Source organism: Amycolatopsis sp. NBC_01307 (assembly GCF_035975215.1).
Taxonomy (GTDB): domain Bacteria; phylum Actinomycetota; class Actinomycetes; order Mycobacteriales; family Pseudonocardiaceae; genus Amycolatopsis.
This window is the reverse complement of sequence record NZ_CP108403.1, coordinates 9,052,574-9,065,300: the sequence shown is the minus strand read 5'-3', so window position 1 is coordinate 9,065,300 and position 12,727 is coordinate 9,052,574. Positions and strand designations below refer to the sequence as shown.

The window sequence follows — 12,727 nt, the reverse complement described above, 5'->3', positions numbered from 1 at the left end:
GCCGGCGACGGGATAGCCGCCGACCAGCGAACTCGAGTGGGCCGCCTGGGGCTCGAACCCAGAACCTACGGTTCAGCCGTCAGCGGATAGCGTCGCTTGCGAACACTAGTCGATATTACCCATCACCTGCAGATCTTTACTTGATCGGACTGGCTTGACCCATCCACGTCTGCCATTGTTGATCACTGAATTCCGGGAGTAAACCGGGCTGATGATCTTGATCCTCGGAGCTGAGCTGACACTCGATCAACTTTGCCCCTTCGAACGACTTGGCTTTGGCCCGAAGTCGTCTGGGCTATAGCCGAGTTTAGCGAGCTTCCACCGGGGGATCGCAACCCAACCTTCGTCGGTGATGTCGTGCTCGAACTTGGCCGCAGCCGCGCGGTCTGGACTCCACGTTCCGACGAGGACAACCAGGTCGTGCTCCTCGAGAACGGCCGACTTGGCCGCCCGGGCCCTCCTGGCCGGATCACGGAGGGTAGCTCCCACAGTATCGATTGTGGCCCGCGGAATCACTATCTCAGGCAGATACCCAAACAGGGCCGCCATGCGTTTTTCTAAACCAGCAGTCCGGCTAAAAACCACGCGAAGTTGCGCGTCTGTCAGCTTACGCAAAGGCTCTGGTGGCAAGTCCGTCCATGGCACTACTTCAAGCGCATACGCAGTAACGGCCGGCGCGCGCGGTGAACGTTTCAGGTCGCGATTCCCTTTTCCGCCGGTAAGCCATGCGCGATGCGTACGCATGAGCAGCGCCCGGAAGCTATGCTTCGCCGCGTTGATCTGGATCATGAGCGTGATCTCGCACTGCCCCTCGCTTGGGATCATCCAAGTGCCTCTGACCGTGCCTTTGATTTCGACCGGAATGTCCGAGATCTTCGTATCGAGGGGCGGCTCTTTCAGCAGCTCCAGACGCTGGATCACGTGGTACTGGAGCTTCGTGCCAACCGACGATCGCTCGTCGCGGTCGACTTCGGCGCTCATCAGGTCGAAGCGGAAGGTGCGAGGGCCGTCCAACACGTAACGGATGGCGTCGTCCACGGCGTCTCGGAGCAACCTGTCGATCGGCTGGAACCGCAGCCAGCCATACACCGCCCTCAGGTCATCATCTTCCGCAAAAGGCTTGATTTCGTGACTCGGAGGGGTGCCCGCCTTGCGTGCATCGGGCTGACAGAGATCGCCTGGACCGGGGAGTGACTCGACCATGAGGTCTTCATAGCCGGCTGAGCTATGTGACTCACCTTCCACGGCGCCCCTGCCGACTTTTCCGTTCGCTGGCCGTACCGAGCTCGGGTCCTTCTGGTCCGGAGTCGACGACTGGCGTTGTCAAGCAACCCTGATCAAGATAGGGCATGACCTGCGCAACCATCAGTCAGGCCATGGCCATGCAGGGGCATAGCTGATCGTCAACGAGCATCGATTCCTGGCAAAAGACTGGCAAGTTGACACCGCTTAGACCGTGCCCAGGCGGCCCTTGGCGATCAAGCAGCGCCGAACACAAACAGGTCGGTTGCCGTACACGTCGGACACCTAGAAGGCATCTAGACTGAGTGACATGAGTCACACCGTAGCTTCTGAACTGACCGGAGAGACGCGCAGCAACGGCACCCGCGCAGTCAAGACGATTCGGAACACCCACCGAGCACCGGCCGGCGTCTCTCACGCGCTTGCGTCAGGTGACGACGTGACGCTCTGCGGCGTCCCTGCCGACTCCCTGCACCTGTTCCCGGACCTGATCTTCGAGACCTTCTCCTTCGGTCACCGTTGCCGTGACTGCTCCGGGAAGGTGGCGTCGCACACCTAACGAAGTCGGCACAACACTCCCGACCACCTCGATCACGCGCTGTCGATGATGGCCAATGCGATTGGCCAGCAGTCCCAACGTCCAACCCCGCCGCTGCCACCCACCGCCGACCGCCTGCGAATCAGCGGGATCACGCGAAAGCCGCGATCGCAGCCACCCCGGAAAGAGTGATCAACTACAAACGAGTTACGGCTTCATCTTTTGCATTGCATACTGCGCCCGCGCCTGCCGCATAAAGGCCACAAACCGAGAGGGCCTCATCACGTAGGCAACGTCTCCAAGACGACCCGCCTCGTAAGCGGCAATAAAGCCATTGTCGCGAGTCACGCAATATATGCGAGCAAGTGGATCTTCGCTCGCCAACGCTCGACACGCCCCGAACACCATTCCGTCTTCATAATCAAGAGGCGGATGGCCATGAGGGTAGTGCTTTCCAAGGGTTCCACCATTTGACGATTCAACGACACCCCAGACAAGATCGTCCACAAGAGCGTCCGCGTCTTCAGGATCCCATCCAAGCCCGCAATACCCCGCATCATCGGGAGTGGTCGCTTCTTCCGCCTTACCGCGAACCATTCGGTCGATATGAGCATTCGTCCATACTTCGAGAGTTTCACTCCCGACGAAGAGACCCGAAGTACACGTGGCGATCGCCCGCAACGAATCATAAGATTTATCGGTAGGATGCGGAACCTTTACCTTTGCTAGCCTAGCCACCTCTTGGTCGAAGTTATCCCAAGAGAAGGGTGCCACCAGCAAACGTGCAACGTCCAGATAGATGTTGCAATCGAACACGACGAGGTGTCGTTGCGCATCGCTCTCGCCCGCAGCCATCTATCACTGTTCCGCGTAGGCTCTGCGGCGATCGGCAACGATGCCGGCAGATCTGTATTGATCCCCGGGGTCCAGACTGGCTCCACCCCAGCAGTCGTCGCCGAGATCGTCGTCCTCCGGTATGGCTGCTAGTAGCGAGTCCACATCAATCGGACCGCCGTCGGTCCGGTGAGCTCGAACGTAGATGCCTGCAGCAGCGAGGTCAGAAGCCGTTCGACCGCCAAGCTTGCGGTTAGCCCTGTAGAACCGAGCCATGGTTTCAGCGCTAATTGGATCCCGACATTCCGCGTTCTCAGGCAAGTCACCGCGCGCTTCAAGCCAGGGCTGCTCGACATGAGTCAGGGCGCTCAGTTCCTCACCTGACATCGAGCCATAACTGGCAAGCACAAGGTCAATGAGGTTGGACGTCGTCTCGTCCAATTCAATGTCTTCGACGCTTTGGACGTCGGCACTTCTTGTGGCTTGATCCTTACGTTCATGCCACACCTGAGGTACCACGGGCCCGTCTTTCCAGGCCTTGATTTGCTCAGCGAAGAGCGGCTCATCGGTCACAGCAAGATGCCACGCCTGGACGTAGTACAGAAGCTTCTGCAGACGCATGGCGTCCATCCAGGTGCCAGAACGAGCCAAGACGACCGATGCAACGTCGTTCGCTTCCAGCAACCCGCCCACCTCCAGACACCCAGTTGAAGCCCACTTGACCACCGGCGGTCACCCCCAGAGTTGCGTCTTCGAGAGTGAACAGGACCTGGTAAGCCGTTCACTGCAGTCTACATCGGTAGCGGAGCACTGTCCTGTAACACCTCAGCACGATGTCACCTTAAGTGACCAATCACACTGAAGAACTGCCTGCTCATCGTCACACTGAACACGGAAAGTGATATCGCCGAGGGGCGACTGCCGAACTTCAAGCCTCCCTCATGCGCCCTAGGGACTACCTCGCCGCCTGCAGCCCCTCAAAGTGGCGGCTGACCTGAACTCAATAAGCTTAGAACATACGTTCGACAGGCGCTAGAGTCTTACAACTCTGACTGCAAGTGGGTGGCCTCTTCGCCATCTCGTCGACCTGGCGAAGCCCCGATCACGCTGCGTCAAGGGGGCCCCTGTGCGGTAGTCAGCAGGCGCACATTCTGCCCCCTTGACGCAGCGTGATAGCCCCTGGGAGGTCGACGAGATGGCGACAGGCCACCACGAACGCAACACCCGTGCACTGCCGCCATCTCGGAGACCTGCCCGTCCGGCGAGGACATCTCTGGTTCGGCGTGACGTTCGTGGCCCCGCCGGTGGGTGGTCGCTGAGTTGCTTTTCCGCGGGCGACCGCCGGGGACCGGGCGCCAGCCCGCACGCCCCGGCGGTGCTTGCCCGCGGGCAAGCACCGTGCTCAGCGGCCCCGGAGGGGCCGCCTTGAACAAGTAAGGAAACTCTGAACACGGCGTGCCTGGCCGCTCAGAGATCGACCAGACTCTCCACTACTCCGTCCGGCGAGAGTTCCTCGAACCGCTGCCGCTTCCCGGGCTTGTTCGCGTACGCGATCACCTTTGTGCCGGCGGCCTGCGCCGCCTCGATATCCGTCACAGAGTCGCCGATCATGACGCAGTCCCCTGGGCTTGTACCGGTCTCCGCCATCGCTTGTCGCAGCAGGAACGGCGACGGCTTCAAGTGCTCGATCACCGCGTCACTCCGGGCTGCGATCCCTCGAACGAACGACGTCAACCCCGCGAGCTCAAGGTACTGCCGAACGGCCGTGGAGCTGTTGTTGCTCACGATCGTCACGAGCTGGTCGTTCTCGGCTGCTCGCCGAAGTAGGTCGGGTGTCCCGTCCGTCGCCAGGGCTACTCGCACCGCGCTCGATTCGCTGACCCGGAAGCTCTGCTCGACCAATGTGCCCACCTGTTGATCCACCCGTACGGCGAACTCCAGGACTTCGAAGGGGTCGCGGGTCCGCGCAACAGATTCCGGGTACGCGACGCCCGCGGAGGTCAATTCGGCGCGAAGAGCATCGGCCGCCTGGCGATCGGAGATGCCGCTAAAGACAGCACAGACCGGCCCGTCAAAGTCGAGGAGAATATGACGGGCGGCTCGAACGATCTCCCTCGGAGTCACCGAGTTGGCTCGCCTGCAACGGTGGTCCAGATGCTGTTGAACCACATCCGCGACTGGTTGACGTACTGCGACGCGAGCGTGTCGTCATCAGCATCGGCGCTGTGGTGGAACAAGATTGTGTCCTTGCCCATGAGGTCCCAGATCGGAGTGGGCGCGCCATCCAGCGTGACCGTGTGCTCCTGTACTGGGTAGTACCCGAAGAAGGCTTCGGCATCGTTGATCAGGTAGAGCTTGAAGAGCGGGACCGTGGGGCAGGTCCGAATCTCTGCCCGCGCTTCAGCGACGAGTCCGAGTTCACCCAGCTCGTTGACCGCCTCCACGATCGCCTCCGTGTGGCGCTGCATGATGCCCCGAGCGCGCTTCCGAAAGGCTGGGCTGTCCTCCAACCCGTTGACGGTCGCCGGCAGGGACCACGGCACGTCTGGATTCGGAACGAGTAACCGAACGGCGAGAGACTCCGGCCGCAGTCGCCCGGCGCGGATCTTGTCAAGTGGCTCGGAGATAGCACCGTGCAGCGTCTCACCCGAGAACCCCGCGAAGTCGACGGACACATGGGGCTCCTCGAAGGCGCGTTCGAGATGTGGCCTGAGGCCAACCGGGCGCTCGGTGCGCTCACGGACGTAGACGCCGCTGCCCTGACGCGAGACGACTAGCCCTTCGTCCCGGAGGATGCGGATCGCCTGCTGGACCGTCATACGGGCAACGCCGAAGTACTTCGACAGCTCTGGCCCCGAGGGCAGCTTCTCCCCTGCAGCAAACTTGCGTGTCAAGATCGAGGCTCGAAGGCTGTTCGCGACTTGCTGGTACGGCGGGCGCGGATCGTCGGGGTCGAGTGCATCCATACGTGCAGGTTAGAGGTACTTGTCCAAGATTTCTAGCCAGCCTAGACACGTGTCTTGACTTGGCTAGCCATGCTGGGCTACTTTGGTCATGGCTAGCCAAGCTAGACCGCTTTAAAAGCCCCGACGACCAGGAGGTCGACATGAAGAACATCCCGGTGAACCTCTCCGGCTACCGCCTCACCGTCTCGGAGGACCCCGAGATGAAGACCCGCAAGGAGAACGGCGTCGAGACCGTCGTCACCGACCGGGACGGCGTCACGAAGTACACGGTCGCGCTGATGGTGAAGGCCAAGGGCCAGAAGGGCGAGGAGATCCGCGTGACGCTGGACTCCGACCCCGGCGAGGGCTTCTCCGAAGACGACATGACCCGGGTCGAGCTGATCGACCCGCGGGTGACGCCCTACTCGTTCAAGAACGACCGCGGCGAGACCGTCTCGGGTGTCGCCTGGGGCGCCGCCGGCATGAAGCCGCTCGCCGCCTGACCACTGCCCACCGCTTTCGCCCATTCGGGCACGCAATTCCTTGTTGTTTGAGAATTTCATAGTGAGCCCAACTATGCCCAAATCACGCCTGCCACGGCTACGCGACGGTGATTTCCGGCCCCATTTCGCCGGAAGTCGCCGGGCATATCCGTACAGACGATTCGGAGCACAAGTCATGGACGACGACGAGTTCTACGCGGCCCAGCTCAGCGCCTGGCCGTGGCTGCACCTGTCCGAGTGACCTGCACAAACACCCTCACCGGCGGACGAGATCCGCCCCGACCCATGGAGTGATCATGACGAACGCCGTCCGCATTTCGGGCCTGTCCTCGTTCGACCCGCACGGCCCGAAGCGGGGTTCCTGAAACCAACCACGTCTGCTCGGCAAGTTTCTGGCTCTCCCCCACTCGAATCGCGACCTGCACCGTCTGCGGTCGCCAATGGCAAATGTGAGGTACCGCGAATGTCGAACACCGCAAACCTGACCTTCTACCCGCTGTGGCTGACCCTCGTGGGCTGCCTCGCCCTCGCCGCCCCCGCCGCCGGCGCGCTCGCACTCGTGCTGGGCCTGATCGCACTGCTCAAGACCCGGGCACCGCGGGGGGCGCGATGACCGCGGAACCGCTGGACCTGTTCGGCAACGAGCTGACCAGCGCCCGCCACGTCCCGACCGGCCGGCCGCCGGTGAACGACATGAACCTGATCGAAAAGGTGCTCCACATTGCCGAAAACAGCGGATACGCGCTGGTCGGACCGGCGGAACGGGTCTACCGGATCGTCGCCAACGCCACGATCGAGACCGCCTCCGCCGACGAGACCGACGCCGTCCACCAGCTGCTCGACTCGAAGTGGCTGACGAAAGGAGGAACCCACACCTACACCTGCTACGGGCACACCGGCCCCGGCAACTCGGTCCTCGTGCCCCGCGCCACCAAAGAAAAAGCCCGCAAGTGGCGGTCACTGGCCGCCCACCCGATCACCGCCAGCCAGCAACGAAAGGTGAGCTGATGACCTCCCAGACGATCAACAACTTCAACAAGGCCAAGTTCGCGGAGTTCGAGTACGCGCTCGACCAGGTCCGCGTGAAGTTCGACGAGATCAGCAAGCTGGCCCGCAGCCTGAACGAGGGCGGCAAGTCCCACGAGCGGTTCGAGGGCTGGCAGGTCCCGAGCAAGTCCGAGGTCAAGTCCGCCGTCACCACCGCCTCCGGCGCGCTGGACGACCTGCGCACCGCGGCCGGCAAGCGCAAGGACGAGCTGATCGCCCGCGGCTGGCGCCCCTGACCCCCCCGTTCCGTCCGCCCCCTGCCGCCGAACGCCCGGAGGAGAAACCCGTGAGCAACCACCAGATCGACACCAAGCTCAACGAGCTGGACAAGGCCATGACGAGACTGCGCGACACCATGAGGGCCCTGCCCAACCGGCTCGCCGGCTTCGGCAAGCAGCACACCGAAGCTGCCCGCAAGGTCGCCATCGTGGTCACCACCGTGGAGGCCGCGAAGCCGCTGTTCAACACCGACCGCCGCGGCCCGAAAGCTCGCCGCCCCTGACCGGCAGAACCACCCTCCACCTGAACACCGAGTGATACCGCACCTGGACGTTGTTGGGCCGTGACCCCCGCCGTCCAGAAGCGCGTGAGGGTCACGGCCCCGGCGTCCGCTGACCGGGGAGACACCCTCATGGCACGCAAGAACAACCTGACCACCCGCCCGGGCACTCACAAGACCCGGACCGAGAAGAAGATCGCGCTGTGGCTGGCCCGCCACCCCGGCGTTCTCGCCACCCCCGCCAGCATCGGCACGAGCCTGATTGAGCTGGGACCGCTCACCACCGGCGGCATCGCCGGCGGACTGCTTGCCGCCGGGGCCGGTTGGTACCGCGCTCACCCGGACTCCTTCACCCGCGTGGCCTCGCCGCGGATGCGGGCGTTCCGCCGCCGCTGGACGCGCTACATCGGCCGTTCCTGGTGCGACTCGCTGGATCACTGCGGCCTGACGGTCCAGCACCGCCGCACCGGCGAACTGCTCGTGCCGCGCCTGGCGAAGGTGTCCTCGCCCACCCCGTCGATCGATGTCCTGCGGGTGGTGATCCGCAAGGGCCAGTCCCTGACCACCTTCCGCAACGCGCAGGAGGAACTCGCCTCCGCCCTCGGGGCCGATGTGATCGCGATCGAACAGGCCAAGCCCCGCGTCCTGACCGTCACGCTGGTGCACGGCAACCCGTTCGACGACGTCATCCCGCCCGCGGACATCCCTGGCGACGTTGACGAGGTCGACCTGACCGCGATCGAACTTGGGGACACCGAGTACGGGCAGGTCTGGACCGAACCGCTGCTCGGTCAGCACTGGCTCATCGCCGGCGGTACCGGCTCGGGCAAGGGGTCGCTGCTGTGGAACCCGTTGCGGGCGATGGGACCGGCGATCCGGGACGGTGTGGTGCGGGTGTCGGCGATCGACCCGAAGGGCGGCATGGAGACCGAACGCGGCCGCCCGCTGTTCCACCGCTACGCCACCTCCGCCGACGACGAGGTCGAGTACGACGTGGACGGCGACGGTGCCGAGGACATCGACGCGACGCTCGGGCTGCTCTACGAGTTCCGCGACGCGATGAAGGACCGGCAGGAACTGCTGCGCAGTGAGGGCAAGCGCAAGTTCACCGCCTCGATCGAGACGCCGTTCGAAATCCTGATGATCGACGAACTCGCGATGCTTACCGCCCTCGGAGGCCGCCGCGCCACCATCACCGCCGTCAACAAGGTTCTTGCCGAGATCCTCACCCAGGGACGGGCGTGCGGGTTCTCGGTCATCGCCTACGTCCAGGAACCCACCAAGGACATCGTGCCCGTGCGGGACCTGTTCACCCGCCGGATCTGCCTGCGCATCGGCTCGTCCTACTTCGTGGACGGCGTCCTGGGCGAGGGTGCCCGCGAACGTGGCGGGCTCGCCGACGAGATCCCTGAGACCGGGTGCGAGGGCATCGGCTACCGCACCTCGGAGAAGTCCCGCCAGCCGATCCGGGTCCGCGCCGGCTACAGCGACGACGAGGACATCGACGAACTCGTCCGCCTGTGCACCCCCCACTCCGACGACGACGGGCCTGCCCTCTACGCCGTCTCCGCCTGAACCCGTCCCGAAAGGACCTGATCATGACTGCTGCGCTCGTTCCGGTGACCGGGGTGGCCAAGCTCGCCGCGATCGCCGTCACCTACGTCCGCGACACCCCCGCACCCGAGCCCACGTACCTCTCGCTCGACCTCGGTTCCCACCGAGTCGACATCCAGCCGGACGTCAGCCGGACCAACCCGGTCACCGTCCTCGGGGCGCTGCTCGTGTGGGCACACCGACTCACCGGCGTCACCGGCGACTGGTGGCACACCCCCGGCGGAGACCTCCACATCACGCTCACCGGCCGCGGCCCGTGCGGAGTCTCCTTCGTCGTCTACAGCTCCATCGCCTACCGGGTCGCCCGCCGGCACGTCGCCCTCGCCGTCGGCGCCCGCGAATCCGTCACCCCGGACGAGCTGTACCGGCTCGCCCTCGAACTCCGCAAAGGACAGACGAAATGATCACGCTCAAGTTCCTCGCCACCTGGCTCAAGATCACCGGCCTCGCCGTGCTGGCGTTCGTCATCCAGGCCGTAGTCCCGATCGCATCCCTGTGGCACGGCATCGCCGCCGGCGCCATCGCCCTGACCTACTTCGGCTTGACGGTCGCCCTGTGGCGCGAGTGGACCGCGTTCCGCCGCGGTGACGGCGGCTACTCCTACCAGTACATCCGCTACACCAGCGACGAGTGACCACCATGGACACTCCCACGCCGATCCCGCCCGCCGATGCCGACACCTGGCACCGCGCGGTCTCCACGCTGGAAGACGGTCTCGCGATCTACCCGCTCAGGTCGCTGGACGGAGTGCGGTTCTGCCGGGCCACCGTGGACAACACCGCGGTGTCCGGCACCGCCACCGACGTGCTGTTGCGGGTCACCCGCACCGTCGCCGGCCGCGGCCCCCAGGTCTGGGAGATCTCCCTGCCGCCCGCGTTCGCCCGCTACCTGGCCGCTGCCCTCGACGCTCACGCCCGCTACATCCAAACCGCCCCCGAAGGAGCCTCGTAATGCGTGATCACAAGTCCAGCCTGGCCAAGCTCACCCGACTCCTGGACGAGTTCGAGGCCGCGAACCGATCGGTGATCAACCCGGAAGGTGGCCGCAACCGCGAGGCGCTGATGCGGCTCGCCGACGCGGCCGACGAGATGGCCCGCATCCACGAGGAAGAGGCGACTGAACTGCGACGGGTGGCGCGCGAGGCGTTCGACCTGTCCATCACCAAGTAGCCCTCCGGCATGAGTGGAGTCCTCGTGGCGCTGCGCCGTCCGAGATCTCCGCCGTGCCACACGCGCCCCGCGTGTCCACACCCCCGATCCAGAAGGAGAGACAGCCGTGCCCGCATACCGCCCGCTGCTGCTGGACCTGTTCTGCAAGGCCGGTGGCGCCGCGAAGGGCTACCACGACGCCGGCTTCGACGTCATCGGCGTGGACATCGAACCCCAGCCCCACTACCCCTACGCCTTCTACCAGGCCGACGCCCTCGACTTCATCGCCCGCCACGGCACCGAGTTCGACGCCATCCACGCCTCACCACCGTGCCAGGCATTCACCCTCGCCCAGCGCATCCAGCGCCGCACCCACCCCGACATGATCGTCCCCACCCGCACCGCCCTGGTCGCCACCGGACGGCCGTGGGTGATCGAGAATGTCGAAGGCGCTCCCCTGCACCAGCCCATCACCCTGTGCGGGGCGATGTTCCCCGGCCTCAACGTCTACCGGCACCGCCTGTTCGAGACCAGCTTCCCGGTCACCGCGCCGCCGGAACCGGCGCACCGGGAGCCGCTGACGAAGATGGGCCGCCCGCCCCGGCCCGGGGATCGGATGCACGTCGTCGGGAACTTCTCCGGCGTCCGCCAGGCCCGCGCCGCGATGGGCATCGACTGGATGGCCCGCAACGAGCTGTCCGAAGCCATCCCGCCCGCCTACACCCGCCACATCGGCACCGCCCTGCTCGCCCGCCTCGCCGCCGCTCCAGCCCTGCCGGCCGCGGCCTGATCACCCCGCCGCCTCGAACGGAGGACATATGAGCTACGCCAAAGACTTCGACCTGTACTCGATCCTCGCCGTCTCGCACCGGCTGCCCTCGAACGCCTTGCAGTACCGCACGATCCTCGCGCACATGGTCGGCCGCGACGTCGACCAGGTCGCAGGCGCCGGGGTGTGCGCGCTGACCATCGCGCCGGAATGCCGGCTGTGGCTGCTCGAACAGCACCCCCAGCTCAACCAGATCCCCACCCCGCCGGACTTCCGCGACGACGAGGCCGCAATGGACGCCTGGGCCGCCGAACAGGCCGCCCGGCTCGGCGTGGACCACCTGCCGGTCTCGCCGCTCCCGCCCGACCGCCCGCGCCGACTGGGGCTCGGCGACCTCATCGACGCGATCACCGACGCCAGCAAAGTGATCATGATCGACCCGGCCGAACTCCCGGCTGTCCCGAAAGGACCGGACGTGACCGAACTGGACTTCAGCGAACTCACCAAGAACGTCCGCCCGCTCGTCAACGAGTACTTCGACCTGCACCGGCGCGAGCAGGCCAAACGCGACGGTGAGCAGTGGTTCCAGCACGACGAACTCGCCGACATCGCCGACGAGGCCGCCAAGTGGATGGAGTTCTACATGGAGCTTTTCCGCCGCAGCGCCCGTCGTTTCCGCACCGGAGAGCACTGACCCGCCCGCTTGACCCTCGACACCCGAAAGGAGGTGCCTGACGTGTCCCGCAAGCCCGCCCCGCGCGACGACGACGGCCGCCCGGTCTCACGCCGGGTCCGCACCCTCACCACCCAGCTCGCCGAAGCCCACGACGTCCACCGGCTCGCCACCGACCCGCTGCTCGGGGCGGTCACCGCGGACCGCTTCCGCACCTCGATCACCCGCACCATGTGGGTGTTCCTCGCCATCGGACTCGGATTCACCACCACCGGCGTCCACGACTTCCTCGCCGGCCGGCTCCCTGCCTCCGACCCGCTGTGGTGGGGAGCCTGGCTCGCCGAACCCGCCCTCGCCGGCATCCTCGTCACCCTGCTCCGCTGGGAAGCCGCCATGCTCACCGCCGGCATCACCGTCACCGACAAGCCCGTCAAGCACCTCAAACGGCTTCTCCTGGGCGCCACCCTCGTGGCCAACGTCTGGGCCGGGCTCGCCCCCGCGGACGGCAAGATCTCCACCGGGATGGTGTTCTTCCACCTCGTCATCCCGCTCGTGGTGTTCCTGCTCGCCGAAGTCATGCCGATCATTCAGCAGCACTGCACCCGAGCCCGTGAACACGCCCTCACCGCCACCCCGCCGGCCGTCACCAGCTCGGACCGACCCACCCGCCCGGTCACCGCGGTCACCACGCCCGGGAAGGTGCTCGGGAAGCTCCCCGCCGGCATCCGCGACACCGTCACCGCCACCACCGCCGACGTCCACGCAGCCGGTCGCCCGGTCACCGCCGACGACCTCACCGCCCGGGTATCGCTCCCGGACCCGATGCTCACCAACCTCGTGGACGAGCTGAACGCCACCGTCAACCACCACCCGGTCACCGCCTGACCGGACCTGCACCTCCGCACCTCACGCACC

General features: G+C 65.4%; 19 protein-coding genes. 14 read left to right on the top strand and 5 right to left on the bottom strand.

Translation table 11 applies throughout. The annotated features are described in order from the left end of the window. Positions 1–246: 246 nt before the first annotated feature. Positions 247–1,203: a NaeI family type II restriction endonuclease gene (locus tag OG439_RS40375; protein WP_326945746.1), complete on the bottom strand. Its 957-nt coding sequence runs from the start codon at positions 1,201–1,203 to the stop codon at positions 247–249. 349 nt (positions 1,204–1,552) lie between these two features. On the opposite strand from OG439_RS40375, the gene OG439_RS40370 reads away from it, so the two are divergent. Then, entirely contained in the window at positions 1,553–1,801 is a 249-nt protein-coding gene (locus OG439_RS40370) for a hypothetical protein (protein ID WP_326945745.1), read from the top strand. Positions 1,802–1,987: 186 nt separating this feature from the next. On the opposite strand, the gene OG439_RS40365 is transcribed toward OG439_RS40370, so the two are convergent. The 4 genes from OG439_RS40365 to OG439_RS40350 form a co-directional block, all read right to left on the bottom strand. Continuing rightward, complete coding sequence (locus tag OG439_RS40365; RefSeq protein ID WP_326945744.1) at positions 1,988–2,635, bottom strand: hypothetical protein; 648 nt, start codon at positions 2,633–2,635, stop codon at positions 1,988–1,990. A 3-nt stretch (positions 2,636–2,638) separates the two neighbouring features. Beyond that, positions 2,639–3,298 (bottom strand): Panacea domain-containing protein, encoded by a 660-nt coding sequence (locus OG439_RS40360; RefSeq protein ID WP_326945743.1) that lies wholly within the window; start codon positions 3,296–3,298, stop codon positions 2,639–2,641. A gap of 783 nt (positions 3,299–4,081) precedes the next feature. Then, positions 4,082–4,738 (bottom strand): HAD family hydrolase, encoded by a 657-nt coding sequence (locus OG439_RS40355; protein ID WP_326945742.1) that lies wholly within the window; start codon positions 4,736–4,738, stop codon positions 4,082–4,084. Further along, complete coding sequence (locus OG439_RS40350; RefSeq protein ID WP_326945741.1) at positions 4,735–5,580, bottom strand: GntR family transcriptional regulator; 846 nt, start codon at positions 5,578–5,580, stop codon at positions 4,735–4,737. The genes OG439_RS40355 and OG439_RS40350 overlap by 4 nt, the downstream gene beginning before the upstream one ends. A gap of 140 nt (positions 5,581–5,720) precedes the next feature. Here OG439_RS40350 and OG439_RS40345 point away from each other — a divergent pair, with 140 nt between their 5' ends. From OG439_RS40345 to OG439_RS40285, 13 genes are all read left to right on the top strand, one after another. Continuing rightward, the gene (locus tag OG439_RS40345) at positions 5,721–6,062 is read left to right on the top strand and encodes a hypothetical protein (RefSeq protein WP_326945740.1); all 342 of its coding nucleotides are present in this window, start codon (positions 5,721–5,723) and stop codon (positions 6,060–6,062) included. 463 nt (positions 6,063–6,525) lie between these two features. After that, a complete protein-coding gene (locus OG439_RS40340) occupies positions 6,526–6,675 on the top strand; it encodes a hypothetical protein (protein WP_326945739.1) in 150 nt (49 codons plus the stop codon). Further along, positions 6,672–7,070 (top strand): hypothetical protein, encoded by a 399-nt coding sequence (locus tag OG439_RS40335; protein ID WP_326945738.1) that lies wholly within the window; start codon positions 6,672–6,674, stop codon positions 7,068–7,070. The genes OG439_RS40340 and OG439_RS40335 overlap by 4 nt, the downstream gene beginning before the upstream one ends. After that, a complete protein-coding gene (locus OG439_RS40330) occupies positions 7,070–7,345 on the top strand; it encodes a hypothetical protein (RefSeq protein ID WP_326945737.1) in 276 nt (91 codons plus the stop codon). Before OG439_RS40335 ends, OG439_RS40330 begins: the two co-directional genes overlap by 1 nt. 50 nt (positions 7,346–7,395) lie before the next feature. Further along, positions 7,396–7,611 carry a hypothetical protein gene (locus tag OG439_RS40325; RefSeq protein WP_326945736.1) on the top strand — a complete coding sequence of 72 codons (216 nt, stop codon included), beginning with the start codon at positions 7,396–7,398 and terminating at the stop codon, positions 7,609–7,611. A 129-nt stretch (positions 7,612–7,740) separates the two neighbouring features. Further along, a complete protein-coding gene (locus OG439_RS40320; RefSeq protein WP_326945735.1) occupies positions 7,741–9,183 on the top strand; it encodes an FtsK/SpoIIIE domain-containing protein in 1,443 nt (480 codons plus the stop codon). Between the two features lie 23 nt (positions 9,184–9,206). Then, positions 9,207–9,626: a hypothetical protein gene (locus tag OG439_RS40315; protein WP_326945734.1), complete on the top strand. Its 420-nt coding sequence runs from the start codon at positions 9,207–9,209 to the stop codon at positions 9,624–9,626. Continuing rightward, on the top strand, positions 9,623–9,856 hold the full coding sequence (locus tag OG439_RS40310) for a hypothetical protein (protein ID WP_326945733.1): 234 nt from the start codon (positions 9,623–9,625) through the stop codon (positions 9,854–9,856). Before OG439_RS40315 ends, OG439_RS40310 begins: the two co-directional genes overlap by 4 nt. Before the next feature lie 5 nt (positions 9,857–9,861). Continuing rightward, a complete protein-coding gene (locus OG439_RS40305; RefSeq protein ID WP_326945732.1) occupies positions 9,862–10,173 on the top strand; it encodes a hypothetical protein in 312 nt (103 codons plus the stop codon). After that, positions 10,173–10,391, top strand: coding sequence for a hypothetical protein (locus OG439_RS40300; protein WP_326945731.1), 219 nt, complete (start codon positions 10,173–10,175; stop codon positions 10,389–10,391). The genes OG439_RS40305 and OG439_RS40300 overlap by 1 nt, the downstream gene beginning before the upstream one ends. Before the next feature lie 106 nt (positions 10,392–10,497). Further along, on the top strand, positions 10,498–11,160 hold the full coding sequence (locus OG439_RS40295) for a DNA methylase (RefSeq protein ID WP_326945730.1): 663 nt from the start codon (positions 10,498–10,500) through the stop codon (positions 11,158–11,160). A gap of 28 nt (positions 11,161–11,188) precedes the next feature. Beyond that, a complete protein-coding gene (locus OG439_RS40290) occupies positions 11,189–11,833 on the top strand; it encodes a hypothetical protein (RefSeq protein ID WP_326945729.1) in 645 nt (214 codons plus the stop codon). A gap of 42 nt (positions 11,834–11,875) precedes the next feature. Next, positions 11,876–12,697: a hypothetical protein gene (locus tag OG439_RS40285; RefSeq protein ID WP_326945728.1), complete on the top strand. Its 822-nt coding sequence runs from the start codon at positions 11,876–11,878 to the stop codon at positions 12,695–12,697. Positions 12,698–12,727 lie beyond the last annotated feature (30 nt).